26 protein-coding genes and 4 tRNA genes are annotated in these 26,450 nt (G+C 34.5%); 24 read left to right on the forward strand and 6 right to left on the reverse strand.

Features of this window, described 5'->3' with window-relative positions:
• Entirely contained in the window at positions 1-1,341 is a 1,341-nt protein-coding gene (dnaB, locus tag EJN67_RS09945; RefSeq protein ID WP_129724164.1) for a replicative DNA helicase, read from the forward strand.
• A gap of 10 nt (positions 1,342-1,351) precedes the next feature.
• Here the strand turns inward: dnaB and EJN67_RS09950 are convergent, their stop codons facing one another.
• Positions 1,352-2,350, reverse strand: a complete 999-nt coding sequence (locus EJN67_RS09950; protein ID WP_129724165.1) for an ATP-binding protein — start codon at positions 2,348-2,350, stop codon at positions 1,352-1,354.
• A gap of 14 nt (positions 2,351-2,364) precedes the next feature.
• A complete protein-coding gene (locus EJN67_RS09955; protein WP_165000834.1) occupies positions 2,365-3,861 on the reverse strand; it encodes a DnaD domain protein in 1,497 nt (498 codons plus the stop codon).
• A gap of 249 nt (positions 3,862-4,110) precedes the next feature.
• Here EJN67_RS09955 and EJN67_RS09960 point away from each other — a divergent pair, with 249 nt between their 5' ends.
• The 11 genes from EJN67_RS09960 to EJN67_RS10010 all read left to right on the forward strand — a co-directional run bounded on the left by EJN67_RS09960 (position 4,111) and on the right by EJN67_RS10010 (position 12,018).
• Positions 4,111-4,320, forward strand: a complete 210-nt coding sequence (locus EJN67_RS09960) for a DUF1858 domain-containing protein (protein ID WP_129724167.1) — start codon at positions 4,111-4,113, stop codon at positions 4,318-4,320.
• A gap of 142 nt (positions 4,321-4,462) precedes the next feature.
• Positions 4,463-5,875: an NAD(P)/FAD-dependent oxidoreductase gene (locus EJN67_RS09965; protein WP_129724168.1), complete on the forward strand. Its 1,413-nt coding sequence runs from the start codon at positions 4,463-4,465 to the stop codon at positions 5,873-5,875.
• Positions 5,876-5,975: 100 nt separating this feature from the next.
• A tRNA-Lys gene (locus EJN67_RS09970) sits at positions 5,976-6,051 on the forward strand.
• Positions 6,052-6,057: 6 nt separating this feature from the next.
• Positions 6,058-6,132 (forward strand) — tRNA-Glu (locus EJN67_RS09975).
• A gap of 19 nt (positions 6,133-6,151) precedes the next feature.
• A tRNA-Asp gene (locus EJN67_RS09980) sits at positions 6,152-6,228 on the forward strand.
• 8 nt (positions 6,229-6,236) lie between these two features.
• Positions 6,237-6,312: transfer RNA gene (locus EJN67_RS09985), tRNA-Thr, on the forward strand.
• 206 nt (positions 6,313-6,518) lie between these two features.
• Positions 6,519-7,814, forward strand: coding sequence for an ATP-binding protein (locus EJN67_RS09990; protein WP_129724169.1), 1,296 nt, complete (start codon positions 6,519-6,521; stop codon positions 7,812-7,814).
• A 69-nt stretch (positions 7,815-7,883) separates the two neighbouring features.
• On the forward strand, positions 7,884-9,419 hold the full coding sequence (locus EJN67_RS09995; protein ID WP_129724170.1) for a M1 family metallopeptidase: 1,536 nt from the start codon (positions 7,884-7,886) through the stop codon (positions 9,417-9,419).
• Positions 9,420-9,455: 36 nt separating this feature from the next.
• The gene (locus EJN67_RS10000; protein WP_129724171.1) at positions 9,456-9,665 is read left to right on the forward strand and encodes an FmdB family zinc ribbon protein; all 210 of its coding nucleotides are present in this window, start codon (positions 9,456-9,458) and stop codon (positions 9,663-9,665) included.
• Positions 9,666-9,760: 95 nt separating this feature from the next.
• Positions 9,761-10,582 (forward strand): peptidase MA family metallohydrolase, encoded by an 822-nt coding sequence (locus tag EJN67_RS10005; protein ID WP_129724172.1) that lies wholly within the window; start codon positions 9,761-9,763, stop codon positions 10,580-10,582.
• Between the two features lie 137 nt (positions 10,583-10,719).
• Positions 10,720-12,018, forward strand: a complete 1,299-nt coding sequence (locus EJN67_RS10010; protein ID WP_129724173.1) for a UDP-N-acetylglucosamine 1-carboxyvinyltransferase — start codon at positions 10,720-10,722, stop codon at positions 12,016-12,018.
• On the opposite strand, the gene EJN67_RS10015 is transcribed toward EJN67_RS10010, so the two are convergent.
• Genes EJN67_RS10015 through EJN67_RS10030 form a run of 4 tightly spaced genes read right to left on the reverse strand, consistent with a single transcriptional unit; the run spans position 12,011 to position 14,785 of the window.
• Positions 12,011-12,553: a Fe-S-containing hydro-lyase gene (locus tag EJN67_RS10015; RefSeq protein WP_129724174.1), complete on the reverse strand. Its 543-nt coding sequence runs from the start codon at positions 12,551-12,553 to the stop codon at positions 12,011-12,013. The two genes, EJN67_RS10010 and EJN67_RS10015, sit on opposite strands and share 8 nt — an antisense overlap.
• Positions 12,554-12,581: 28 nt before the next feature.
• On the reverse strand, positions 12,582-13,424 hold the full coding sequence (locus tag EJN67_RS10020) for a fumarate hydratase (RefSeq protein WP_129724190.1): 843 nt from the start codon (positions 13,422-13,424) through the stop codon (positions 12,582-12,584).
• A 27-nt stretch (positions 13,425-13,451) separates the two neighbouring features.
• A complete protein-coding gene (locus tag EJN67_RS10025) occupies positions 13,452-13,844 on the reverse strand; it encodes a bactofilin family protein (RefSeq protein WP_207208010.1) in 393 nt (130 codons plus the stop codon).
• On the reverse strand, positions 13,844-14,785 hold the full coding sequence (locus EJN67_RS10030) for a M23 family metallopeptidase (RefSeq protein WP_129724176.1): 942 nt from the start codon (positions 14,783-14,785) through the stop codon (positions 13,844-13,846). The genes EJN67_RS10025 and EJN67_RS10030 overlap by 1 nt, the downstream gene beginning before the upstream one ends.
• Before the next feature lie 177 nt (positions 14,786-14,962).
• On the opposite strand from EJN67_RS10030, the gene EJN67_RS10035 reads away from it, so the two are divergent.
• The 12 genes from EJN67_RS10035 (at position 14,963) to EJN67_RS10090 (ending at position 25,974) form a co-directional block, all read left to right on the forward strand.
• Entirely contained in the window at positions 14,963-15,763 is an 801-nt protein-coding gene (locus tag EJN67_RS10035; RefSeq protein WP_129724177.1) for an MBL fold metallo-hydrolase, read from the forward strand.
• A gap of 64 nt (positions 15,764-15,827) precedes the next feature.
• Positions 15,828-16,964: a S1C family serine protease gene (locus EJN67_RS10040; protein WP_129724178.1), complete on the forward strand. Its 1,137-nt coding sequence runs from the start codon at positions 15,828-15,830 to the stop codon at positions 16,962-16,964.
• 38 nt (positions 16,965-17,002) lie between these two features.
• Positions 17,003-17,986 (forward strand): CPBP family intramembrane glutamic endopeptidase, encoded by a 984-nt coding sequence (locus EJN67_RS10045; protein WP_129724179.1) that lies wholly within the window; start codon positions 17,003-17,005, stop codon positions 17,984-17,986.
• A gap of 17 nt (positions 17,987-18,003) precedes the next feature.
• Complete coding sequence (rlmH, locus tag EJN67_RS10050; protein WP_129724180.1) at positions 18,004-18,492, forward strand: 23S rRNA (pseudouridine(1915)-N(3))-methyltransferase RlmH; 489 nt, start codon at positions 18,004-18,006, stop codon at positions 18,490-18,492.
• On the forward strand, positions 18,470-18,865 hold the full coding sequence (locus EJN67_RS10055) for a 23S rRNA (pseudouridine(1915)-N(3))-methyltransferase RlmH (RefSeq protein ID WP_129724181.1): 396 nt from the start codon (positions 18,470-18,472) through the stop codon (positions 18,863-18,865). Before rlmH ends, EJN67_RS10055 begins: the two co-directional genes overlap by 23 nt.
• A gap of 28 nt (positions 18,866-18,893) precedes the next feature.
• Complete coding sequence (locus tag EJN67_RS10060; RefSeq protein ID WP_129724182.1) at positions 18,894-19,826, forward strand: coiled-coil domain-containing protein; 933 nt, start codon at positions 18,894-18,896, stop codon at positions 19,824-19,826.
• 121 nt (positions 19,827-19,947) lie between these two features.
• Positions 19,948-20,634, forward strand: coding sequence for a response regulator transcription factor (locus tag EJN67_RS10065; RefSeq protein WP_129724183.1), 687 nt, complete (start codon positions 19,948-19,950; stop codon positions 20,632-20,634).
• Between the two features lie 87 nt (positions 20,635-20,721).
• A complete protein-coding gene (locus tag EJN67_RS10070; RefSeq protein WP_129724184.1) occupies positions 20,722-21,645 on the forward strand; it encodes an ATP-binding cassette domain-containing protein in 924 nt (307 codons plus the stop codon).
• Complete coding sequence (locus EJN67_RS10075) at positions 21,629-22,459, forward strand: ABC transporter permease subunit (protein WP_129724185.1); 831 nt, start codon at positions 21,629-21,631, stop codon at positions 22,457-22,459. Before EJN67_RS10070 ends, EJN67_RS10075 begins: the two co-directional genes overlap by 17 nt.
• Before the next feature lie 157 nt (positions 22,460-22,616).
• Positions 22,617-23,372 (forward strand): sensor histidine kinase, encoded by a 756-nt coding sequence (locus EJN67_RS10080; protein ID WP_129724186.1) that lies wholly within the window; start codon positions 22,617-22,619, stop codon positions 23,370-23,372.
• Between the two features lie 303 nt (positions 23,373-23,675).
• Positions 23,676-25,352: a hypothetical protein gene (locus tag EJN67_RS10085; protein WP_129724187.1), complete on the forward strand. Its 1,677-nt coding sequence runs from the start codon at positions 23,676-23,678 to the stop codon at positions 25,350-25,352.
• Between the two features lie 13 nt (positions 25,353-25,365).
• Positions 25,366-25,974, forward strand: a complete 609-nt coding sequence (locus tag EJN67_RS10090; RefSeq protein ID WP_129724191.1) for an ATP-binding cassette domain-containing protein — start codon at positions 25,366-25,368, stop codon at positions 25,972-25,974.
• Positions 25,975-26,450 lie beyond the last annotated feature (476 nt).

Here is a 26,450-nt window from a genome sequence, read left to right on the forward strand (position 1 = left end):
ATGGATGAGCCTATAACCCGCGTTCCTCCCCATAGCTTGGAGGCTGAGCAGTCGGTCTTAGGATCCATGTTGCTGGATAAAGAGGCTGTGGCAACGGCTTTTGAATTTTTAAATGCAGATGATTTTTATGTAGATGCCCATAGGGAAATATTTGATGCAATATTAAATATCTATGATCGGGGAGCACCAGTTGATTTAATTACTCTTATAGAGGAACTTAGACAAAGGGGTACTATAGAAGCTGTAGGTGGGACTAAGTATATAACCGATCTGTCAATGACAGTACCTAGTACTGCAAATATCGGGTTTTATATAAAAATCATAGAAGAAAAATCCATACTTCGTAAGCTTATAAAGGCATCTAGCGAGATAGTAAAGGATAGCTATGTGGCTCAGGAAGATGTGGATATAATACTTGATAATGCAGAAAAAAAGATATTTGATATATTACAGCGGAAAAGTACGCGGGATTTTGAGTCAATAAAGACAGTACTATTGGAGACATACTCTAAGATAGAGGATATGTCCAGAAATAAAGGTAAGATAATAGGTGTGCCTACTGGTTTTATAGACTTTGATCAAAGAACATCGGGTCTCCAACCATCTGATTTTGTACTAATAGCAGCTCGGCCATCCATGGGTAAAACTACCTTTGCCCTAAATATTGCCCAGTATGCAGCCGTAAGGGAAAAGGTGCCGGTAGCCATATTCAGCCTAGAGATGGCAAAGGATCAGCTAGTACAGCGTATGCTAAGTGCAGAATCAAATGTGGAACTTCAAAAGATACGTACTGGTGAACTGGATGAAGAGGACTGGCTAAAACTAGTACAGGCTGCTGGACCATTGTCCCAGGCACCAATATTCATAGATGACACCCCAGGTATGTCTGTTATGGAGATAAGATCCAAGGCCAGAAGGTTAAAGCTGGAGCATGGTTTGGGTATGATAGTAATAGACTATCTGCAGCTTATGTCAGGTAGGGGTAAGACAGAAAGCAGGCAACAGGAGATATCGGAGATATCACGCTCCCTAAAGGCGCTAGCAAGGGAACTGGATGTACCGGTAGTTACATTATCTCAGTTAAGCCGTGCACCAGAGGCACGAACGGATCATAGACCTATGCTAAGTGACCTTCGTGAGTCAGGGGCTATAGAGCAGGATGCGGATGTGGTAGTGTTTTTATATAGGGATGAATATTACAATCCAGATTCGGAAAAAAAGAATATAGCAGAAGTAATAATATCCAAACAGCGTAATGGTCCCACGGGGACATTGGAGCTAGTATGGTTGGGTCAATTTACTAAGTTTGTGAATTATGAAAGGAGCCGTCAGGAATCTTGACTGCTCCTTTTTAGGTTTTGTTAGATTTTATTCTTATGTCTTTGCCTACAAATTTTATAAGCATAGTATTGGATGTATCAAAGAGTCTTGAGGTTATCCTATCGGAGTATCTATCTTGCAGCTCTGGTAGACTGAGATTTGTAGAGAGAAATGTATGTTTTCCCCTCAAAAAACGTTCATTGAGTATGTTAAATAGATTTTCCGATGTAAAATTATTGCGCCTTGTCTCAGTACCTAGATCATCTATTATTAGCACTTCTACCTCGAAAAGATTGTCTAGAAGCTGCAAACTATCATTCATATTGTTTATGACGCTATAAAAAAGTTTATCGAATAGTTTATAGGCAGTGATGCTTATGGTTGTATACCCTCTATCCAATATGGCCTTTGCTAGACAATTTAGCATAAAAGTTTTGCCTAGGCCGGTTTTGCCGGTAAACAGTATGCATTTTCTATCGTTGTCAGGAAATGCTTCTACATATTGTAGAAGCCGGGTTTTTAGATTGAGCATATATTCCCTTTGGGATATCTTGCTTCCTTTAATGGGCGTATCAGGAAATATATGCTCATTAAAGGTATCAAAGTTTTGGTTTTCTACAAGCTGTGCGTCCGATAATTCATATGTCTGTATTAACATTTTTTGTATAAAACATTGACATTTTACTTTTACAGTTTCCCCTGTATAACCAGTATCTTTGCATATAGGGCAATGATAGTGCATTGAAAGGTAGTCCTGTGGGAATCCATTCTCTAAAAGTAATTTTAACTGTTTTTCCTTTAGTTTAGGTATTTTTAGTTGTAGAGTCTCAACTGCTTCTGGATACAGGTCTGGATCCTGTATAACACGGCGTGAGGTCTCAGCCATAAGATGGATTATTTCCTCCTGTATCTCAGCATATTCAGGTATACAGCTTATTACCTCATCTTCCCGTTCTCGAAGATGCTGTTCTTCTTTTATTCTGATCTGTTCGTATTCTTTCAATAAATCGATTATTATTTTATTGTGCATGGTAAAACTCCCATTTAAGCATTTTCTATATCCTCAAAAAGAGATTCAAGTTCTTCATCCGTATACGAATGTTGTTCAAAGTTATTAAAATCTACCTGTTTTTTAAGTCCCGCATCCCTTGTATCGCTTCTTGACTGTGATACATGTTTTTCATGGTCTTCCTTTGCAGACGCAACTGTTTTTATATTTCCTATATGCCAATTATATAATATTTTGTGCATGAACGGGAGCTTATTTTCTGCCATTAAGGAATATTCTGCAGCGAGTAGAACAACTTCATATGGCATATTCCATTCCTCTGTCCATTGCTTGAATATCTTTCGATCGGCAGATGTTACACCCCGTTTTTCTCCCGCCCTATCCAGTACTGCCTGTATTTCCATATCCAGTTGTTTTTTCTTTGTTAGATAATCCTTTATATCACCTGGAGAGCGCAGACCATAACCTACCCATTTTTGTAGCAATATATCTAGCTTATCAAAGGAGGCCTGCTTTTTCCTTACGCATTGTTTACAGGCTAAAATTATTGTATCATGTTCTATGCCCATTTTTTGTGTCCAGGTAAGATACATTGATTGGTGCTCCGGGCTAGGCAGGCTATCCTTATATCCTAGTTCATACATTACCTCTTTTATATGGTTATTTACCACATCACGGGAATTTATATAGTTATAAATATCCTGTGGAGTAGAGAGACCTAAGCGATTGAAGTTTTCTAAGATCTTATCTAGGTAAGCAAAATTTGGGGATTGTATTTTTGCAGTCTCCTTACAGGCCTGCAATATGGCACTTAGTGAAAACGCCCATTCATCCCGCCATTTTTTATAAAGTTCTAATTCAACCTTAGATGGTGAGCGGTGTATACCAAGATATTTTAGTACAGCGATGGTATCCTGATAACAACTTTCGCTAGTCTGTATATATTCTTCTGATTTTTGTAGTGTATTAATTCCTTGTTCAGCCCAACTTATTGCTACCTTATCCAAATAGTTTATGCTTATCTTGGAACCCTTTTTAGCAATATAAAATTGAATCATCATGAGGACTACTTCCTTTGGAAGTTCCAAAACTTCTATCCAGTCATATATCTTTATGTATTCCTGCGGGGTAAGGAGTCTGTTGCCAAATATTAGCTGTAGATTCTGGTTAAAATCCTTGTATCTATATAGTGTCTTTTCCATATTATTGTAGTTTTTGTTATATAGAATATCTTTTATATTGAAATATTCGACACTAATGCTATTATCAGTAGATTGGTTTATCTTTAAGATCCCCTGTCTCTCCCAGTAACTGAAGGCATTCTGCACAGTTTTAGTATCTAAACTGAGGGCTTTTGAGAATGTGTCTAGGTTGTCCTCTCCAAGCTCAGAGTGATAACATTGCTTGAGACCATATATATATACTTTGACAAAATCCCCCGGTGCCTTCAGCATAAACTCTTCTATGTACAAGTTTTCCACCGGGGTTATATCGAATATATGATAATTGTTAGCGAATTGGCATAATGCCATATTCATCATCCTTTACCTAGTAATTAGTAACAGTATATCATGTAAATATATATTACCACAATGGTAGGTAATTGCAAATGATATGTTAGAACAAAAAAGTATCAAAGAATGTTTCATATTAGGAGTAGGGTTTATTATTAAAGTAGGCATTTAAAAACTATATGAAAACTTTATCAATAAAAAACTTGAATAAAGCATATAGTAAGTGTATTATGTAGTAAAGAAAAAATTATACGAGGAGGGAAATAAATGACTCATATAACAAAGGATATGACCATCGCTGAGGTTTTACAGATAGATGCTGGTACGGCTCCTGTGTTTATGCAATATGGTATGCATTGTCTAACTTGCCCTGTATCTGTTGGGGAGAGTATAAAGGATGCTGCAGCAGTACATGGGGTAGATGTTGATGCCTTGGTTAAGGCACTCAATGAGTATCTTGGAGGCAAGGCAGAATAAATCCGAATATTAAATATAAGATAATGAAAAATATTCGGATTTTTGTGGGCTGGCTGTTGATTTACAGCCAGCTTTTTGATATTATCTATAGGGACTTAAAAACAGTCTGTCCCCCGCAACATTTGAAAGAGGGGATATATCTATGAAGAATTATTATGATGTTGTCATTATAGGTGCTGGTCCTGCAGGGATATTTACTGCACTTGAAATTTCTAAACAGGATAAGGATCTAGATGTACTCATAATAGATAAGGGAAGGGAGATTACAAAAAGAGTATGTCCAGCCCGTACTACAGGGGAATGTGCAAACTGCCATCCATGTTCTATAGTAAGTGGTTGGTCGGGTGCCGGTGCATTTAGTGATGGAAAACTAAGCCAGAGTCCCGAAGTTGGGGGCAGAATATTGGATTATATAGATGAAGGAAAAGCAAATGCCCTTATAAAATATGTTGATGATACTTATTTGCATTTCGGTGCCGATTCAGAGCTCTATGGTACCAATAACAAAAGGATAGATGATATAAAATATCAGGCAGCAAGATATAATATTCGTTTAATACCCTGTTCTGTAAGACACTTAGGAACTGAAAAAGCATTTAATGTACTAAAAAATATGTACGATTATCTAATAAATGAAACCAAAACCGAGTACAGTGAACTTACTATAGCTAAGGAAATAACAACCGATGGTGATATTGTAAATGGTGTAATCATAGAGGATAAAGATGGATTTGAGAAAAAAATAGAGTGTAAATATGTAGTGGTAGCTCCTGGAAGGGATGGTGCTGCTTGGCTTAGTAAGCAGGCAAAGAGTTTGGATATACCCATTTGTAATAATGCTGTGGATATAGGCGTACGGGTGGAAGTACCAAATGCCATAATGGATCATTTGACCCGTGACCTATATGAAGCGAAGCTTGTATATTATTCTGATACATTTGAAAATAAGGTAAGAACCTTTTGCATGAACCCTGGCGGAGTGGTGTCAGAGGAGCATTATGATGGCAAACTAGCAGTAGTAAATGGTCATAGTTATGCCGATCAAAGGCTTAGAACGGATAATACTAACTTTGCAGTATTGGTATCCACGAGCTTTACCGAACCTTTTAATCAACCTATAGAATATGGGAAATATATAGCACAATTGGGTAATATGCTCACAGGTGGAGGCATTATGGTACAGCGTTTAGGGGATCTTTTAAAGGGTAGAAGGACAGATTATTCCCGCCTTAAAAAGTCTACTACCATTCCTACATTAAAAAGCGCAGTACCAGGAGATCTTAGCTATGTGCTACCACATAGGTATTTGATGTCTATAATAGAGGCGTTGAGAGCATTTGATAAGATTGCACCTGGACTTTATGAAAGGGACACGCTCCTTTATGGCGTAGAGGTTAAATTTTATAGTAGTAAGGTAACCGTTAATGATGGCTTTGAGACGGACATTCAGAATCTATATGCTATAGGTGATGGTGCCGGTATTACCAGAGGACTTATGCAGGCATCTGTAACTGGAGTCATAGTTGCAAGGGATATCTGCATTAAAAAACAGTGATTAGACAAATAAAGTGGAAATGATATAAAAAAATTAAAAATATAGTTGACAAGTATGGTGGTTATGTTGTAATATATAACTTGCCCGTTGTTAGGGCCTTGACCCATTAGCTCAGTCGGTAGAGCACTTGACTTTTAATCAAGGCGTCCGGCGTTCGAATCGCCGATGGGTCACCACCGTATGACCCCTTGGTCAAGTGGTTAAGACATCGCCCTTTCACGGCGGTATCAGGGGTTCGAATCCCCTAGGGGTCACCACTTTTATTTCAAATATTGTGGCCTGGTAGTTCAGTTGGTTAGAACGCTAGCCTGTCACGCTAGAGGTCGAGGGTTCGAGCCCCTTCCGGGTCGCCATTATATATGCTGGTGTAGCTCAATTGGCAGAGCAGCTGACTTGTAATCAGCAGGTTGCGGGTTCGAGTCCCATCACCAGCTCCATTAGTACCAAGACTTTAATGGTCTTGGTATTTTTGATTTTGGGAAATTATTCTTTGATAATTTCGATAGAATAAAAATATAGCTTTTAAAGTTCTATTCTATATGGTAATTTAGTACTAAAAGATAGAAAAATAATTCTATATGAAGGATTTTATTAACATTTATAGAATATAAATAGTTAGGACTAATGTGGCGGGGGTTAATAAATGAGTAAGGACTGGATTGATGCTATGAATAAGAAATATTTTCCATCCCATATATGGCATATGAATGTTGACATGTCAAATACGCAAGAAAGGTGTAATAATATGGAAGACACATCTAGGGTTTTGTCTGAGATGTTTGAGCCTAATGATAAACAATTTGGGGAAATAAAAAGCAAATATGATAAACTTATAAAGGTATCTATACCATATATAAATAAGCTAGATACTGTAGTCACTTTATCAAATGCTATCATAGGAATTAGCACTGTAGATGGAGTAGTGTTATATAGCAAAGGCAAGAATAATGAACTTGAAGGTACAGAATATAGAGAAGGTGCTATTTTATCAGAAAACAAGCTTGATAATACTGTTTTTTCTTTATGTTTGAAAGAAGATGATCTTGCCATGACTATAGGCAGTCAACATGGTTTAGATATACTTGGGAACTGGTCTTATTTTGCTTCTCCTATGCATGATGAATTGGGAAATGCAATTGCGGTTTTATATATGATATATCCAGTTAAGTTTTCATGTAATAGTTTTTTGCATATGGTAGATATGGCGGCTATGGGTATAGAAGAGCAGTTAGCAATATTAAAAGAGCAGGAACGACTTGTCAATGTAAATGGAGTATTATCAAATTTAAGCAGTGAAATAGTAAATGCTGCTTCGTTGTTATCCCACGAAATTCGTAACTCCTTATCCACTATAGGTGCATATGTACAACTCTTAGAATTGGAATATATACTTCAAAGTGATCAAGGTGATAAAATATTATCAGAAATAGGTCGTATAAATAAGCTATTGGATGGTTTTAAAAACCTTACTATGTCTTTTCAACCTAAATTCATGCGTCACTCACTAAAGGAAATCTTGAAATCAACATTTGAGATTATGCAGGCAAAGGCAAGTATGAACAATGTAGATATGCATTTGTATATGGATAAGGCAGATGTATATGTAGAGGCAGACGTAGATTCTATGAAGCAGGTGTTTATAAACATAATAGTAAATGCTATTCAAGCCATGGCAGGCGGGGGTAGACTTGATATTTCCCTATCTGTGGATCCAAGATTTGAGAATGCCATAATAACTTTTAAAGATACTGGTGAAGGAATAAGCAAAAAGGATTTATCAGAGATATTTAAGTTGTTTTATACTACAAAGAAGGAAGGCAGTGGCATGGGACTTGCCATATGCAACAATGTAATAAAAGCACATGGGGGAAATATAAAGGTGGATAGCAAATTAGGTAAGGGTACAACGTTTGTCATAGAATTGCCCTATTGTAATTAATTCTAATAAAGCCCCACCTTGAATAATGATATACTATAATGCGCAATTTAAAATAAAAGAGGTGGAGCAATGGGAGATATAAGAAACAATAAAATACTAAAGAGAATAACAATAGGATTTTTGGTTATTTTAGTGGCAGCATTGGTGGGAAGTGCATTTAATTCACAAGGGCTGCCACATCTTATACTTAAGGATGAACAGAGCAAGGTTTTAGTTCAAGCCAGTGAGGACTTGACAGAATATAAAATAGACGTGTATTTTGATGCAATGAAAAAGGAAATAAGGTGCAAACAGGTTGTAGACTATGTAAATAATACAAGTAAAGGATTGGATAAGGTATATTTCCACCTATATCCCAATGCATTCAAGGATAAAAATAGATCAGTCTATCCTGAAGAGGAATTCTATGCTGCCTATCCAAATGGTTTTTCACAAGGATATATAAAATTTGATGATATATCAATAAATCATGTGCCTGCTTATTTTCGTATAGGGGGATATAGTGAAGAATTGTTGATTATAAATCTTCCCACGAAACTAAAACCGAATGATAGAATAGAGATAACCATGGAATACGAAGTAAAAATACCAAATAGTGTAGGACGTTTTGGATATGGAGAATATACCTTTAATATTACTAATTGGTATCCAATAGCTTGTGTATATGATAATAAGGGTTGGAATACCCACCCATATTACGATATAGGAGATCCTTTCTATAGTGAAGTATCAAATTATGATGTAATTATTCATGCGCCAGATAAATATACTATTGCTACAACTGGGGATATAATATCTATTGAGGAACAAAAAGATAAAAAGCTATGGCATATAAAAGCTATGGCAGTACGAGATTTTGCATGGGTAGCAAGTAATAAATTTAAAATATCTTCAAAAAAGGTAGATGGGATAACGGTATATTCTTATTATTTTGACCAGGCATTTGGAAAAGAAGCGCTAGATTTTGCTTTGGATGCAATAGGGATATATAATAAGAAATTTGGTAAATATCCATATAAACAGTTTTCTGTAGTAGCTGCTGATTTTTTTATAGGGGGTATGGAATATCCAAATTTAGTGCTTATAGACAGAACACTTTATAATATGTCTTCGAAAGATTGGCTTGAGATTGTAACTGTGCATGAAACAGCTCATCAGTGGTGGTATGGCTTAGTAGGTAATAATCAGATAGAAGAGCCATGGCTTGATGAAGCACTGGCTGAATATTCCACCGTATTATATTATGGGCATAAATATGGTGCCGATAAGATGGATAATATGTATAAAACTATGATAACTGAAGGCAAATATGATTATATAAATCAATACATACCTGGAGAAAAAATAGATGAAACTATAGATAGGCCAGTTTACAAGTTTCCAGATTGGATTATTTATGATATATTAGTATATGGAAAAGGTTCTATAATGTTAAAAGAGTTCCATGACAAGGTAGGAGATAAAGGCTTCTACAATGTATTGCAGACATATTATAGTGACAATATGTTTAAAAATGTAACTAAAGAAGATTGGCTAAAGGCCTGCGAAAAAGCAACAAACAAAAGCTGGAACGACTTTTTTGATGCCTGGCTATATGCTAAATAGCCCTATTTTAAATACCAAAGAAGGGAGTAATATAGTATGCCATTGCTGGATTTCAAATGTTTAAAATGTGGCGAAAAGTTTGATGAGCTTGTTAATAATGAAACTCGTGATAAAATTACATGTCCCAAGTGTAAAAGTAAAGATATTAAGCAAATATACGAAGGTAAATGTTATTTTGGTACATTAGGAGGGACAACAGGAGGTTGCTCAGGCAAAGATTGTAGCAGCTGTTCTGGATGTCATTAATTTCCTAATGATATATTCTGCCTTTTGTGTTAAAATTAATTGATGTAATCTTATTTGTAATAAATAGGGTACCCCGATTGAAGGGGGAATGTATCATGAAAAAGATGTCAAGTATTTATAATTTAATAATGGTTTTAATATGCTTTGTATTGCTGTTTGCTCTTCATTACAGAGGGATGATTTATACTGCTGTCTATCCTGTATTTAGGGATATTGGCCAGTACAGGCTATCGAAATCAGTAGCTAACTACGATATTATAGAGCATGATAATTTTTCTATTAGTTCCTATGGTGAGGATGAGAATAACATTGATAACATTCAGCAGATAATCGATGAATATGGGGACAAGGTGTTTGGATATTTTAATTATCATACTAGTAAAAGAATAGATGTTATAGTTTTTCCTTCAAAGCAAGAATTATATAGTACACTAAAAATTGATGATGATAAGTCCACCATAGGCGCATATTTTGGAGGCAAGGTAAATCTTTTGTCCGTAGATGTATTGGAAAAATCCGGTGAAGATAGTAGCATACTGACCAATGTTTTTGTACATGAGCTTACCCATTTAGTTATTGATAATATGACTAGGGGTAATTATCCACTCTGGTTTACTGAAGGCAGTGCCCTTTATATGGAGTATTATCTGCTTGGATATGAATGGGGAGCTTTAGTAGAAGATATGCGGCCTTTTTCGATGGACAAATTGACGTATGAGTTTGATAAACTGGATGATTTTTTGTCCTATAAGCAGTCTTTTTTATTGGTTAAAGGTATAATAGAGACATATGGCAAGGATAAATATATCGAATTGATTAGAAAATTAGGGCAGGGAGTAGATTTTTCGGCGGCCTGCAGATTGGTTTTAGGTGTTCAGCCGGATGAACTTCTATTATTAACTGAATTAATACAATAGTATGACTAAAAATTAATGTAAATTTTACAATATTTTAATGCAGTAACTTGTGTAAGCATGATATAATATTGATTGTTTAGTTGTTCAAAATTGACGCTTGGAGGTGAAGTTCCTTTTGATAGGAAAGGGACGCTACATTGGAAAAATTGCTGATTCGAGGTGGAAAAAGATTATCAGGTAATGTAAAAGTTAGTGGGGCTAAAAATGCAGCAGTTGCCGTAATACCAGCTGTATTGCTTACCGATGAAATTTGTATAATAGATAATTTACCATATATAGATGATGTTATTGTGCTTAAAAATATTTTGTCAGAATTAGGGGCCAAGGTTTCTCTAAGTCCCAATGGACGCATGGTGATAGATCCATCGAGTGTAAAGAGATATATCGCCAACAGTGAAGAAGTAAAAAAAATGCGTGCATCGTATTATCTTTTAGGTGCTCTTTTAGGACGGGGAGGTTATGCAGAGGTAGCTTTTCCTGGTGGATGTGAGATAGGCGCTCGTCCTATTGATCAGCATATAAAGGGGTTTGAGTCATTGGGAGTCCATGTGGACATAGAGAGCGGGAGTATAAGGGCAAGGGCTGACAAGCTTATAGGAAACGATGTGTATCTTGATGTAATTAGCGTAGGTGCTACAATAAATATAATGTTGGCATCGGTACGGGCTGAAGGTACAACGACCATAGTAAATGCTGCAAAGGAGCCGCATGTAGTCGATGTTGCAAACTTTTTAAATGCCATGGGAGCTAATATAAAAGGTGCGGGAACGGATACTATAAAGATAAAGGGTGTTGAACGGTTATCAGGTTGCCATTATACGATAATTCCCGATCAGATAGAGGCAGGTACATTTATGATTGCTGCAGCTGCTACAAATGGCGATGTTTTAATAAAGGATGTTATTCCCAAGCATTTAGAGGCAATATCAGCAAAACTTGTAGAGATGGGTGTAGATATTATGGAAGGGGATGACAATATTAGGGTAAGGGGTTGTAATCGTCTTAAAAGTGTAAATATAAAAACCCTGCCATATCCCGGGTTTCCTACCGATCTTCAGCAGCCAATGTCTGTTTTGCTTAGTATAGCAGAAGGGAACAGTGTAATAACTGAAAATGTATGGGAATCTCGATATAAACATATAGAGGAAATTTGTAAGATGGGTGCTAATGTTAAGATAGAGGATCGTGTAGCCATAATAAAAGGTGTACCTTCATTAAAGGGTGCACCAGTTGCTGCAAGTGACTTGAGAGCTGGTGCTGCCCTTATAGTAGCGGGTTTGATTGCTGATGGAGTAACGGAGATAAGCAATGTACAGTATATTGACAGAGGATATGAGTGCATTGAAGGTAAGCTCATAAGTCTAGGTGCAGATATAAAGCGTATAGATGATATGGGTAGAATAATACCTACTAAAAAGTCTGCAGCTGTTATTTGATGGTGTTTTTGAAATTATATAAGCTATTGCCTTGAGCATCTATGGCTACAATTAAAGGGAATTTTTCAACTTCCAATCTATATATGGCTTCTGGACCCAGGTCAGCAAATGCTATGACCTGGGCTTTTTTAATGCATGTAGTTATCAAGGCTCCGGCCCCTCCGGTGGCAGCAAAGTATACGGCTTTATTCTTTATTATAGATTCTATTACCCCTTCTGATCGCTCTCCCTTGCCTATCATGCCTTTAAGTCCTAAATCTAAAAGGCGGGGTGCATATGTATCCATACGGCTGCTGGTAGTAGGACCGCATGGTCCTATTACCTGACCAGGCTTTGCAGGGCATGGGCCTGTATAGTATATTATTTCATTTTTTAGTAGGATGGGAAGGTTTTCTCCTCGATTTACCATATTTACCAGTCGTTCATGCGCTGCATCACGGCCTGTTATTATGGTACCTGAAAGCTGTACTATATCTCCCGCCTTTAAGTTTATTATCTCCTTTTCTATGGCGGGGGCATGTATATGTTGTATCATAAGAGTTTAGCCTCCTATTCGTATATATTTACAATATAGACTGTTTATGTCTGGCTGCATGGCATTGCATATTTACTGCTACTGGTAGCCCGGCTATGTGGGTGGCAAATGTATCTATATGCACTGCCAATGCGGTGGTATTGCCGCCTAGGCCTTGTGGCCCGATACCGGTACTGTTTATGGCTGATAACAGTTCTTTTTCTAGTTTAGCTATATTTTCATCTGAATTATGTCTGCCGGCTGGACGGAGAAGGGCTTTTTTTGCCATATAGGCAGCATTTTCCATCGTACCTCCAATGCCTATACCTATTATACCTGGTGGACAGGGACCACCACCAGCCAATGTAACGGTCTCTAATACAAAGTCTTTTATCCCTTGTACACCATCTGAAGGATTGAGCATTTTAAGCCGACTTTTATTTTCACTTCCAAATCCCTTTGGGGCTACGTTTATAGTAATTCTATTTCCAGGTACTATACTAGTATGTATTATTGCAGGTGTGTTATCTTTTGTGTTTACTCTGCAAATGGGTGATTCGACTACCGATTTTCTCAAATATCCTTCTGTATATCCTTGTCTTACGCCCTTATTGATAGCATCATATATATTCCCACCTGTTATATGAATATCTTGTCCTATGTCTAAAAATACAACTGCCATGCCCGTGTCTTGACATATGGGGATATGCTGCTTTTTTGCAAGTTCTATATTCTTAATTAGTTGTTCTAGTATGTTTCTAGCAAGGGGATATGTTTCTTTTTTTAAAGCTTGTTTCATCAATTCTGCCACATCATCACCCAGCTCACAACAGGCTTCAATACATAAGTTCCTTACTACTTGTGTTATAGTATCCGTATGTATTTCACGTATTTTTCCCATGTTATCGACTCCTACTTTTTATTGATCCTGCTCTACAGCTTCGTTGCTTGTAACAGCCGATGTATCACCTTGAACTGAGCATTTTCCTTCAAAAATACTGCCTTCATCGGCTACAAAGTTTTTTACCTTTATATTACCATATAGGGAGCTAGTGGATGTCATCTTTAGGAGCCCTGTGCATATTATATCCCCTTCTACCTTACCAGATATATGTATGTTTGAACCCGATAGATTGCCATTTATGTATGCTTTTTCTCCGATTATAATATCCCCATTAGTTTCTATGTTACCTTGCACGTTTCCATCTATACGTACTATACCGTTACAGGATAATCTCCCTTCTAGATGACAATTAGGGCCTATCAGTGTATCAAATTTTTGGGAGCCCTCTTTATTGCCTTTTATTAACATCATTTCTCCTCCTCATCTTTAAATTTTGACTCATTTATATAATTTACAGGATCTATGGGTTCACCATTTAGCCTTACTTCAAAATGTAGATGTGGGCCGGTGCTTCGGCCGGTACTACCTACCTCTGCAATTATATCCCCTTTCTTTATCTTATCACCTTCCTTTACAAGCAGTTTTGAAGCATGACCATATACCGTAGATAATCCATTTCCATGATCTATCATGATCATGTTGCCATATCCACTGTTTCTGTCTGCCATTATGACGGTGCCACTTGCTGCTGATTTTATGGGGGTGCCCCGGGGAGCTGCTACATCAAGACCAGCATGAAATTTTTTTGTTGAATTAAAGGGGTCATTTCTAATGCCAAACCTTGAAGTGATACGACCTTTAACAGGGACAAATGTGGGTATGTGTTCTAGATAGACGTTTAAGTTATGTGCTGTTTGTTCTAAATCAGGATCTTTATTTAAATCGTTAGTTTCATCAAAATGATCTATTAAAGATTTGATGTTTTGCATATTTTGGGCTATCTCTGCATTTGGGTAGTTTTGATCTTTGGAAGTTCCTCTAGAGGAGGTTTTTAGAAATATACCGGCTATTTTATTGTATTCTTCAGTTATTTGCCTTACCTGACCATACATTGCTATTTGATTACTTTTAAGTGAATTTATGTATTTGTCATCTTCGGATAACATTATATCCTTATGCTTATTTAACTGATCTAATTGGTCTACATGGAGTATTAATGCATTATTTTCTTTGCTTAAATCTGTATTACGTATAGAGATTATTGTAAGACACATAATTACGGCTAAAATACATGCACAGGCCTTTAGATAAAAGTGGGATATATCAAAGCTTTTTGTTTTAGACGAGTCATGGGGTATTATTACTATGGATACGTAATGATTTTTTTTCTTAACTTTTGCTTTTTCCATAAATCTCACCTAACCTTAAGTTTCATTATGAATCTTTTCCGTATTAGTATAACATATTTTTTGGTTTAGGGTAATATACCCTATTTTATTTAATGCTATTATGTTATAGTATAATCTATAAGTATATAATTGTTTTTACATCAGATCTATGTGTTTGTGCAGGGAGGATAGAGGAGAATGAGATTTAGCATTTGCTCCTTATTTAGTGGGAGCAGTGGCAATTGTACATATGTGGGAAGCGAAGATACGCATATTCTAGTAGATTGTGGCTGCACAGGTAAGAAGGTGATGCAGTCTTTAGATCAGATAGGCATGGATTCAAAGGCAATAGATGCTATATTGATAACCCACGAGCATACGGATCATATACAAGGGGCCGGGGTATTATCTAGAAAGTTAAACGTGCCCATCTATGCAAATGAGGATACTTGGAATGCTATGCGTGATAAGGTAGGGAAAATAGATGAAAAAAATATTCGAATATTTTCCAATGATATGGATTTTTATATAAAGGATATAAATATAGAGCCATACCAGATTCCCCATGATGCAGCTAATCCAGTGGGTTTTTGTTTATATTGTGGAAACAAAAAAATAAGTATTACTACTGATTTAGGGTATACTAACAATAAAATTATAAACAAGATTATGGATTCTGATTTGGTGGTATTAGAGTCAAACCATGATATTGACATGCTAAAGGCCGGTCCATACCCGTTTGTTCTAAAAAGGCGTATTTTAGGAAAAAAGGGGCATCTTTCAAATACTGATGCAGGCAAAGCCATTACAGAGCTGATAAATGGGAAAGTAACCCATGTACTTTTAGGTCATCTTAGTAGGCAAAACAACCTGCCAGAATTGGCATATCAAACGGTTGTTGAGATATTGACCTCAAATGGCATAAAACCAGGCTCAGATCTGGTTATAGATATGACATACAGGGATCAGGTGGGAAACTTCTATCATTTAGGCGCATAATACGGGTATAAGGCCCTAACGCATGTAACCATTTATGATAATGTTGTGAAAGGGGAATGGCTGAATGCGTAGGAGATGTAGTTATACTCGTTTTGGGGCAGGAATTTTGAGCCTCTTTATGACATGTGCTCTATTATCGGCATGTGGTACATATAGGCGCCCTTCCGAACCAAATGAAACTAAAAATCAAATAAAATATGATTACAATAAAAATTATTATGTTGATAGAACTAAACAGGTAAGAGATGATGCAAATAACAATACATCCATAGCTCAGGTAGTTGGTGATGTAGTGCCTTCAGTGGTGGGTATATCCACCATAGAGACTAAACAGGATTCTATGTTTGATGCAAATAAAGTCGTTCAGGGTGTAGGTTCTGGTGTTATAGTACATTCAGATGGTTATATATTAACAAATGACCATGTGGCGGGAGGAAATCCTACCAGTTTAACTGTTATACTGAAAAATGGTGATGAATTAGAGGGTAAAACTATGTGGTCCGATCCTACACTTGATTTGGCTGTTGTCAAGGTTAATGCTAAAAATTTGCCTGTAGCAAGAATTGGTGACAGTGAAGAGCTGATAGTAGGAGAGACAGCTATAGCAATAGGTACACCATTGGGGCTTCAGTTTCAACATACAGTTACTTCAGGAATTATAAGTGCACTGGGAAGAACTATCCAGGTACCCACAGAGCGGGGAGAAAACTTTATGGAGGATCTTATACAGACAGATGCATCTATAAATCCAGGGAACAGCGGAGGGCCCCTTATAAATTCAAAGGGTGAAGTGGTGGGTATAAATACTGTAAAGGTTACAAGTGCAGAAGGCATTGGCTTTGCAATACCCATAGATGTGGCGAAACCTATAATAAGTCATTTTATAGAAGAAGGGGAATTTATAACTCCATATATAGGTGTAGTTGGCTTTGATAGAGAGATAGCAAGCTATTATAAACAGGACAAAAATATAAATGATGGTGTATATGTAGTAAACATAGATCCTAGAGGGCCGGCCTATAAGGCGGGAGTGAGGATAGATGATATAATAACCCATATAGGTGGTAAAAAGATAGATAATATGTTACAGCTTAGAAAGACAATATATGCCTATAAGGTAGGCAGCAAAGTAAAGGTTCGAATAATCCGAAATGGACAGCAAAGGGATGTTGTCATAAGTTTGGATTACAAACCAGTGTAGGTAGAATAATTTAAAAGAAAGGGGCTTGGGGAATTTTTATGAGAGAGACTAGATATCCTTCTGTTTTAGCAAGTAGTATTCTATATCTTGTGGTATTACTACTTATGATAGTAATGCCACTTTTATTCAGTGGTCAAATAGACATGGAAAATGAGCCGATTCTTTACTATATAATGACTTTCAGTTTGGAAGTGACCATAATAGGTCTTCCACCTCTTATATATCTACTAGCCACTAAAAAAGATGTAAAAGAGGTTGCTAGATTTAATCCGCTGACCAAAAGGCAGGGCTGGCTGGTAGTTGGTATGGCGGTATTTGGATATTGTGTTATCATATTTATTAATATTATTTGGCTATGGCTTTTGAGCTTTATAGGCACACCAACAGCACCACCTTCACCGCCAGTGGAGAATCTGTGGCAGTACCTTTTGGGAGTAATATGTGTAGGTGCAGTGCCAGCTTTTGTAGAGGAGTTTTTATTTAGAGGTGTTATATTAAGGGGATATGAAAATATAGGACGTACTGCGGCGGTTGTTTTAACCGGTATCTTATTTGCATTACTTCATATGAGTGTGGTTACATTGCCGGCAATAATATTGTTAGGTATTGTGATAAGCTATGTGGTGCAAAAAAGCAACTCCATATGGGCTGGATTTATATATCATTTTACAAATAATACCATAGCGGTTACTGCTACCTATATACAGTCAAAAGTTCAAGGTTTGTATGCTGAAAATGAAATTATGATGCAAGATATTTCAAAGCTTCCCAAGGGGGCTATACTTGCCGGCATAGGATTTTGGGCGATTATAGCAGTGCTTGCATTATGGGCATTTATATCATGTTTTAAAAGTTTTAACAAGGAAACGAAAGGGACTTCAGTATATGTGGAGGAAGATGGGGCTATGGTTTCGCCCATAAGGTGGAGTATGGTAGATATGATGCCGGCGATAGTTGCTGTTATCATAGTAGGAATTTTTATTGCCATAGAGATCTTAGGAATGCGAAATGGCTTTATCTAAAGTATGGAGCAGTGTTTATGGATATCAGAATAATAGCTGTAGGTAAGGTGAAAGAGCCTTACCTCAAAAAGGGTATAGAGGAATATATAAACCGTATTAGAACTTATTATAATATAGAGATTATAGAAGTGCAGGATGAAAGAGCACCGGAGGGTATATCAAAGCATGCACAGGATATTATAAAGGCCAAAGAAGGGGAAAAGATCATGAGATTTAAAAGGGCGGGAGCCTTTTCTATAGCATTGGCTATAGAAGGGCAGCCCTTTAATTCTGAAAATTTTGCAGAAAGGATAAGTAACTTAGGTGAAAAAGGAGTAGAAAGTATAGATTTTATAATAGGTGGTTCTTTGGGATTGCATGATAGTATTATAAATGGTGCTGATATGCTACTATCTTTTTCATCATTTACATTTCCACATCAACTTATGAGACTTATACTGCTCGATCAGATATATATAGCGTATGAAAAAGGAAGCAAGGGACATGAAAATAAAAATAATAGGTGAAGAAAAAATACAGCATAAATATACTAAAGAGGCCATAAAAGAATATACCAAAAGGCTAAGTAAATATTGTAAAATAGAACATAAGGTAACTAGAAATATAGAAAAAGAAACAAATAAGAAAACATATATAATTAAAATAGATAAAGATGGTGCAAAAATATCATCTGAAAAACTGGCAAATAAAATAAATGATCTGGGAATACAAGGCTATAGCAATATAACCATAATTTTAAACAATGAATTTAATGAAAACATAGATTTTTATTTGAATATTTCAAATATGGATATGGATACGGATTTACTTTTTATAATTATATATGAGCAGATCTATAGGGCTTACCGTATTATTAATAATGCTCCTTACCATAAATAAAAATAGGCTATATAAAGGGGTTGATGTCATGGACAGGGGGAAATTACAAGAGATAATGGATGATTTGTCGATTTTGCCGGGATTACAGGAGCGTATGGAAAAGTTACGCCGACGTATATATGAAGCCGAAGATGAGGTAAAACAGTTACAAAGCAAATATGAATCCGAATCTTTAGATGTGAAGCAGCTAGAGCGGGAGTCATTTTCCAAAATAATATTAAAGTTCATTGGAAAATATGAAGGTAAAGTTGATAAAGAAACACAGGAAATGTTGGCTGCAAAGCTAGAATATGATGAAGCATGTGATAGAGTTAGGGAGCTATATCGAGAACGTAACGAACTGGGGAGTAAAATAGCAGATTTAAAAAGGCAAGAGAAGCTATATGAAGAAGAGCTAAAGAGGCGGGAGAAAGAGATACTCAGTGGTATTACAAATGAAGTTTCCATTAAATATAAAAAACTCGAAGAAGAACGTGAAAGACTTTTAAAGCAGTTAGTCGAGACGGAAGAGGCTATTATGGCAGCAAATAGAGTTCAAAGTACAATAGAAAGTGCAATGAAACATCTTGAAAGCGCTGAAAGTTGGGCTACATATGATATATGGGCTAAAAGCGGGATAATAAGCCACATGGCAAAGTATAGTCATGTTGATGATGCTCAAGCGGAGTTTAATAGACTGCATTCTCAGCTTAAGGATTTACATAAGGAACTTATAGATATAGATATCTTTAAATCAGCAGAGTTTATAGACATAGATTCAACAACGAGAGCAATTGATTTTTGGTTTGATAATATATTTACTGATCTAAATGTACGTAGTATGATTCGTGATAATGAGAAAAAATTGAGAAATCTAGATAGAAATATAGATAGAATAATTGCCAAACTTGAAAGTAATAAAACACAGATAAATAGGGATATCAATAATATCGAGTTTAAGAAAAAAGAGTTGATTGTGTAAATAATTTTGTGTATTCTTTTTACAAACAGTAGGAGTTGTCCCTGCTGTTTGTATTATATTTGCTATGATATAATCTACTAAAAAGTTGGTAAGGTGGAATAGGTAGGAGGGTGGAAATAACATGGGTAATGAGAATGATTCAAGAATACTTATTGTTGAAGATGATACAGATATCAACAATTATATTTTTGAAAGTCTTTCAGTTAATAATTATAATTGTAAACAGGCTTTTTCTGGGACAGAAGCTTTGCTTTATTTAGGGAAATATGATTTTGATATTATTTTGCTTGATTTAATGCTTCCAGGAATTTCAGGAGAACAATTAATATCAGAAATAAAGAATTTGACGGATTCCTCTATCATTGTTATTTCTGCGAAGGATGAATTGGAAAGCAAAGTTGATGTATTAATGTTAGGAGCAGATGATTATCTTACAAAGCCCTTTAAAATAGAAGAATTAAAGGCTAGAATGTTTGTGCAATTAAGAAATAAAAACAAAAAAGTAAATAACAAATTGATGAAATATAAAAATCTGACACTGGATAAGTCTTTGCATAAGGTAATGATTGAAAATCATGAGGTGGATTTAACTCCGCAAGAATTTAAAATTTTAGAATTATTACTGAGCTTTCCTAATAGAGTGTTTTCAAAGCAAGATATCTATGATTTTGCATGGAATGAATACTTTGAGGGAGAAGATAAAACAGTAAATGTACATATTAGTAATATGAGGAAAAAATTCAAAGAGTATTCAGATGAAGAATATATAGAAACAGTTTGGGGAATAGGATTTCGGTTAAGCAAATAAATCTTTAACAATTCTTTAATCTTTATTTTCGAATTGTTAAACTTTTTCTTTTATAATGTAAGTGATTATAAGAGAAGGAGGTTAGAAATGGATTATTTACTTTCAGTTCAAAACTTATCAAAAAAATATAGCAATCAATTTGCCATTAATAATATAAGCTTAAATTTAAAAAAAGGCGAAATTTACGGGCTAATTGGGAAAAATGGAGCAGGGAAAACAACTCTTTTAAAGATTATAGCAGGATTAGTAAAACCTAGCAATGGAGAAATTGCCTTATTTGACTATAGTGGGGCTGATAGGGAAAAGGTTTTATCAAGAATAGGTACATTGATTGAAGCTCCTGGACTATATTCAAATTTAACGGCATATGACAACTTAAAGTTAAAGTGCTTATGCTTAGGGATAAATGATTCTAAATATATTGGTTCTATCTTACAAATTGTTGGGCTAGAAGGGGAGTCAAATAAAAAGGTAAAACAATATTCTTTAGGAATGAAACAAAGATTAGGAATTGCCATGGCATTAGTAGGAGAACCAGATTTATTATTATTAGATGAACCTATAAATGGATTAGATCCACAAGGGATAAAAGATGTTAGAGATATTGTATTGAAACTCAATAAAGAGTTGGGGATAACAATGATAATTTCAAGTCACATTTTGGATGAATTGTTAAAAATCGTTGATAGGTTTGGAATAATCAATGATGGAAGGCTATTAAAAGAAATATCGAAGGCAGAGTTTAAGGAGATATGCTCTAATCATATTGAAATAAAGATAGAAGAATCTAAAAAAGCAATTGTAGTCCTAGACAAATTAGGATTTAACAATTACAAGGTGATAGATAATCATACGATAAATATTTATGAAAGATTAAATGATAGTGGATTAATCTCAATGGGATTATATAAGAACAATATTTCTATTAACAGTATCTCTATAGAATCTATCTCTATAGAGGATTATTTTATTCATTTAACAGGGGGTAATATTCATGAACAATCTAATTAGAATGGATTTTTATCGTATGAGAAAAAATAAAACCACATGGCTTATTTTGATATTTTTGATATTAATGATGTTTGCTTCCGTCTATATGTCCTATTCAGATATAGAGTATTATAAGAACAACCCATCTGCATTAGAAAATCTAAAGTCATCTTCAGAGGAAGTTAATTGGGGAATATATATAGGAAGTGTTTCGCCAAAGTGGTGTGAAGATAATAAAGTTCCCGTTGATGGATTAATCAAAATAAATATTCAGAGCAAAATTGTACTAATGTTTTTGGTCGTGTTTATTGTGGGTTTTGTAAGTAAAGAAAATACTTCTGGTTTTATTAAAAATATTGCGGGACAAGTATCAAATCGTGGATTTATATTGTTATCTAAAATGATTATCGTAGGGATATATTCATTAATTTTATTGGCAGTAGCAACTGTAACAATATTTGTAAGCAGTAAAATATTGTTTGGATATGTTTTTGTGGAGAATTTGCGATTGTTGATAAAATATATTCTTTATCAATGGATATTGCATGTGGCATTTGGATCATTTATGATATTTTCAATTACACTTTTAAAAAATGAAATTGCAAGTTTATTAATAGGTATTTTAGTTTCCGCCGGTATATTACAAATTGTTGATGCTTTCATAAAATCAAATAAAAAAAGTATAATGTACTTTTTAAATTCGGGAAATATTGGACGATTAAGTATGAAGGGTATGGAGTTGGGAGATTATATACCATTATTTATAGCGATTGTTTCAACGACAATATATACGGCAATTAGTATGTATATTGCGAATAACAGAGATATTCAATAAGGAGAGTATTAGGCTGAAGTTTGCGCTAATTATTATCATTATTATTTTATTTATTGCTATATTATATTTATATAATTATCGGAAACAAGTTCGTTCTATTACTGAGCAATTAAAATTTATTATTTCACATGATACAAATAAAATTATTTTTTGTAATATGAAAAATAAAGAAATAAACAAATTAGCTAGAGAAATTAACGAATTGATTAATCAATCAAAGGGTTTAAAAAAGGAATATGTAAATAAAGATATTTATTTAAAAAACACTTTAACAAGCTTATCTCATGATATAAGAACTCCATTAACTTCCTTAGATGGTTATATTCAATTGCTAAAAGCAAGCGATGATTTAAATAAAAAGGATTATTATACAGATATATTACAAGATAGGGTAAATGTATTAAATTACATGATTGAGAATTTATTTATATATTCAAAACTTCAAAATCACATATTTCATTTAGAATTAGAAATATGTGATTTAAAGGAAATTTTAGTTAATACAATTTTTCAATACTACGAAGAATTTCAAAAAGAAAACATTGATTTATCAATTAAATTCAATGAAGATGAAGATTATTATGTTGTTTCAAATGAAACAGCTTTGATTAGAATTATACAAAATATCATTAAAAATATTTTAGAACATGCTAGAGATAGTGCGGTAATAGCAATGGCAAAAGTAAACAATAAAATTACATTAGAATTTAAAAATCAATTCGATATCAGTGATAAGGTTGATCCAAATAGGATTTTTGACTTATTTTATAAAAGCGATTCAGCGAGGAGTAAAAGTTCTAGTGGCATAGGGTTGACTGTTGTAGAAGAATTAGTTAGGCAAATTAAGGGAAATATCAAATGTGAAATAAATGGGACTGCATTTAGTTTGATACTAACATTTTTCACTAAATAACTAGGATATATGGAGCATTAAACGGGAAAGATGTTTTAGGTATCATAACTGGGATCTTGTAATAAACCAGCCTAGCATAATGTTTTCAGCAACTAAATCTTCTGATATAATTATTCTGTAAGTCATCCTTTGTTATATTAGTTTTTTGATAAAAACATTTTATTACAAAGCGATGACTTATTTTATTGATAAGTTCTGTTTATGCAACAAACTAATATTAGAATAAATAATTCAAGTTATAATTTATTATAGGGACGTGAAGATATTTATATTTAAACCTTTTAGGAAGCAGGAGAGCAAGAATTGCAAAATTGCTGGTATATAGGTCAATCATCGGAAGACCTTTATACAATGCTATTTCCTGGCATGGTACAATATTCTGGTAATTTTCGCAATGATCCCATACACGGAGTTTCAGAGAAAGTTGTAGCTGCTACTTGGTTTGTGTTGATTATAACCATATTACTTCTTACTTATTATGATACGGTATATAGTAAAAAAGAGCAAATAATAAAAATGGTATTAGGTGCAGACTCTATTCATATGCGGGCTCATAAAGTCATATCTGATATAGTGGGATTTTTGATTTCAGCACTTGTAGCTATACTATTATTATTGCCATTCACAAATCCGCTGTTTAGATGGAATACATCTGTAATAGGATTTTTGATCTTGATTTTAAGTAATGGTTTTGTTATTGCCTTAGGTATGGGAGTCAGAAAGCCTTTACAAATTAAATTTGTTGCTTATTCTAAAAAAGCATTACGTATAAGCGTTATAATTAAGGGATTAGTTGCTATTCTAACTGTTTTAATATTATCTGTTACTATATATCTATCCTTTGAAGGGATAAAGCTTTATAAGCAAAAAAACTACTATTCAAGACAACCGAATATGGTTCACGTTGATGTTACTTATCCCTATGACTATGAAAAAATGGAATTTGCAATTGGACACTTTGAAAGCATCCCCCCTCTTGATATATATGAGCAGGTTCGTGATAATTTTATGCGTTATAGTTACAATGAACTTAGATGTTCTCTTGTCTGTTACGAATCTTTTGAAAAAGTTTGTCCAAAATGGGGAGATAGATATATATTTGCTAACTTGTCGGGATTAACACAATACAGTGACATGGTTCCAGAATGGGATGTTCTTTGCCAAATGGAAGGTAATTATATTTTAATTCCTGATAGTGCAAATAAATCAGAAATAGTGGAAGAAATCATGGAAGCTGGCAATCTGTTGGGATTAGATGAAAATAATTTAAATGGAGTATTCACATATAAAGATGGACTCTCTGTTATAGCAGAGGGTCATATAAACAATGAATTTGATTATTCTTACAAAATTAAAAATCCAGTTATACTCTTGGATACCTATAACTATGGAGCATTGCCAGTATATCCTGTGAGTTATCAATTAAAAGAAGCTGACCATCCCGATGGAATAATTGCACATAAATTTGAATATCTTATGCAATTTATAACTTTAGAAAATAACCAAGAAAAAATTCGTGACTTTGCCAATGCAATTTCCGGTGAGGCAATAAATCCGTCATTGGTCGAATTTACTGTTATCAATGTGGGTAATTGGTTTAATGGCCTCTGGTCTCTGCAAAATAGAAGTTTGTTGATTGCTGTGATATTGACATTATTGATACTCATTCTGGAAGTGCAGATTTCAATTCTTTCGTTGAGAATCGCCTACGAAACAAATGCAAAGGAACTGACCATTAAAAAGGTCATGGGCTATTCTGTATTTGAACGATTTAAATCTTTTTTTCTATTGATTGGTGTCCTGTGTGGGATTTCTTTGGTTGGTGCTCTAGTATGTACAATAATTTTTAAAATTGGTGCTATTGGCTATATAGCTTGGGAAAGTATTATTGTCTTTTTATTAGATATTGGCATCCTTCTATATTTGACACGGAAAAATGATAATTTACAAATTCAAAGGGTATTGAAGGGAGGAATTTAGTTTGAAAAAAGCATTGATTGAATTACATAGTGTTTGTAAATCATTTGGCAATAAAGTAATATTTGATGATTTTAATTGTAGTATTGGTGATGGTGAATTTGTAGTAATTACAGGTGAAAGTGGGTGTGGGAAGACCACCTTGTTAAATATGATTGGGGGGCTAGAGCCTGTCACAAAAGGAAATATCAATGTGGCTGGGTTGGAAATTACCAACACGAAAAACCTTAAAGAGTATTTTAGAGATATAGTAGGATTTGTTTTTCAAAATTTTGCTTTGGTGGAGCAGAAAACAGTAGAAGAAAATTTGCTACTGGTTCATCCAAAAGGCAAATCTGGTATAACGGTAGAAGAAACATTGCACTCTGTTGGTATGGAAACCTCACTAAAGCAAAAAGTTTATTCTCTATCTGGTGGTGAACAACAACGTATTGCACTTGCAAGATTGCGATTAAAGAATTGTCAGCTCGTATTGGCAGATGAGCCTACAGGTTCCCTTGACCGTAAGAATGGTCAAATGGTAATGAAAATTCTTCACCAATTAAACCATGAAGGAAAAACTGTACTAATGGTAACTCATGATGAAACTTTGATACAGGCAAATGATCGTTTGATTAAGCTATAAATTAAAAAAGTTATTATCATATATTCTACTATTGCTTAAGTAGAACTTAGCGTGTCAGACTAATGATACAAAAATATATTTGGAAGGTAAATTTTATATCACTTTGTAATGAGATTGTAAGAACTAACTTATATAATTTAGACCATAAGATATTTTATGGTCTATTTTTTCATGCTTTTGCCGGTAAATTAGCCTTTTACTAATGCATAATAAGTTTTATTAGAAGAGAAAAACTTTATAATCATAAAATTAAACTTAAATATTTTATAATATATTTTTTTTTACATAAAATATACTTAAGATTGACATATGGTATATACATGTATATACTATAAATAAGGAGTAATTTGTAGCCTCTCGAAAAAGAATTGGAAATAGTTAAGGCTAACCTAAAACTGGAATATATCGAGATGCTACGGCTGATTTTGTAAAAGAAATAAAATTGAACGTTGAGAAACGCATATTGTAGTGATTGG

The sequence above is a fragment of the Xylanivirga thermophila genome (genome assembly GCF_004138105.1).
GTDB classification, from domain to species: Bacteria; Bacillota; Clostridia; order Caldicoprobacterales; family Xylanivirgaceae; genus Xylanivirga; species Xylanivirga thermophila.

Excerpts from the sequence above, each read along its gene's own strand:
- EJN67_RS10080 (WP_129724186.1), top strand. The coding sequence starts at position 22,617 with ATGAAAAATAAAGAAATAAACAAATTAGCTAGAGAAATTAACGAATTG.
- EJN67_RS09990 (WP_129724169.1), top strand. The coding sequence starts at position 6,519 with ATGAGTAAGGACTGGATTGATGCTATGAATAAGAAATATTTTCCATCC.
- EJN67_RS10060 (WP_129724182.1), top strand. The coding sequence starts at position 18,894 with ATGGACAGGGGGAAATTACAAGAGATAATGGATGATTTGTCGATTTTG.
- EJN67_RS10065 (WP_129724183.1), top strand. The coding sequence starts at position 19,948 with ATGGGTAATGAGAATGATTCAAGAATACTTATTGTTGAAGATGATACA.
- EJN67_RS09955 (WP_165000834.1), bottom strand. The coding sequence starts at position 3,861 with ATGGCATTATGCCAATTCGCTAACAATTATCATATATTCGATATAACC.
- EJN67_RS10040 (WP_129724178.1), top strand. The coding sequence starts at position 15,828 with ATGCGTAGGAGATGTAGTTATACTCGTTTTGGGGCAGGAATTTTGAGC.
- EJN67_RS09960 (WP_129724167.1), top strand. The coding sequence starts at position 4,111 with ATGACTCATATAACAAAGGATATGACCATCGCTGAGGTTTTACAGATA.
- rlmH (WP_129724180.1), top strand. The coding sequence starts at position 18,004 with ATGGATATCAGAATAATAGCTGTAGGTAAGGTGAAAGAGCCTTACCTC.
- EJN67_RS10070 (WP_129724184.1), top strand. The coding sequence starts at position 20,722 with ATGGATTATTTACTTTCAGTTCAAAACTTATCAAAAAAATATAGCAAT.
- EJN67_RS10075 (WP_129724185.1), top strand. The coding sequence starts at position 21,629 with ATGAACAATCTAATTAGAATGGATTTTTATCGTATGAGAAAAAATAAA.
- EJN67_RS09995 (WP_129724170.1), top strand. The coding sequence starts at position 7,884 with ATGGGAGATATAAGAAACAATAAAATACTAAAGAGAATAACAATAGGA.
- EJN67_RS10000 (WP_129724171.1), top strand. The coding sequence starts at position 9,456 with ATGCCATTGCTGGATTTCAAATGTTTAAAATGTGGCGAAAAGTTTGAT.
- EJN67_RS10025 (WP_207208010.1), bottom strand. The coding sequence starts at position 13,844 with ATGTTAATAAAAGGCAATAAAGAGGGCTCCCAAAAATTTGATACACTG.
- EJN67_RS10035 (WP_129724177.1), top strand. The coding sequence starts at position 14,963 with ATGAGATTTAGCATTTGCTCCTTATTTAGTGGGAGCAGTGGCAATTGT.
- EJN67_RS10045 (WP_129724179.1), top strand. The coding sequence starts at position 17,003 with ATGAGAGAGACTAGATATCCTTCTGTTTTAGCAAGTAGTATTCTATAT.
- EJN67_RS09950 (WP_129724165.1), bottom strand. The coding sequence starts at position 2,350 with ATGCACAATAAAATAATAATCGATTTATTGAAAGAATACGAACAGATC.
- EJN67_RS10015 (WP_129724174.1), bottom strand. The coding sequence starts at position 12,553 with ATGATACAACATATACATGCCCCCGCCATAGAAAAGGAGATAATAAAC.
- dnaB (WP_129724164.1), top strand. The coding sequence starts at position 1 with ATGGATGAGCCTATAACCCGCGTTCCTCCCCATAGCTTGGAGGCTGAG.
- EJN67_RS09965 (WP_129724168.1), top strand. The coding sequence starts at position 4,463 with ATGAAGAATTATTATGATGTTGTCATTATAGGTGCTGGTCCTGCAGGG.
- EJN67_RS10005 (WP_129724172.1), top strand. The coding sequence starts at position 9,761 with ATGAAAAAGATGTCAAGTATTTATAATTTAATAATGGTTTTAATATGC.
- EJN67_RS10055 (WP_129724181.1), top strand. The coding sequence starts at position 18,470 with ATGAAAATAAAAATAATAGGTGAAGAAAAAATACAGCATAAATATACT.
- EJN67_RS10030 (WP_129724176.1), bottom strand. The coding sequence starts at position 14,785 with ATGGAAAAAGCAAAAGTTAAGAAAAAAAATCATTACGTATCCATAGTA.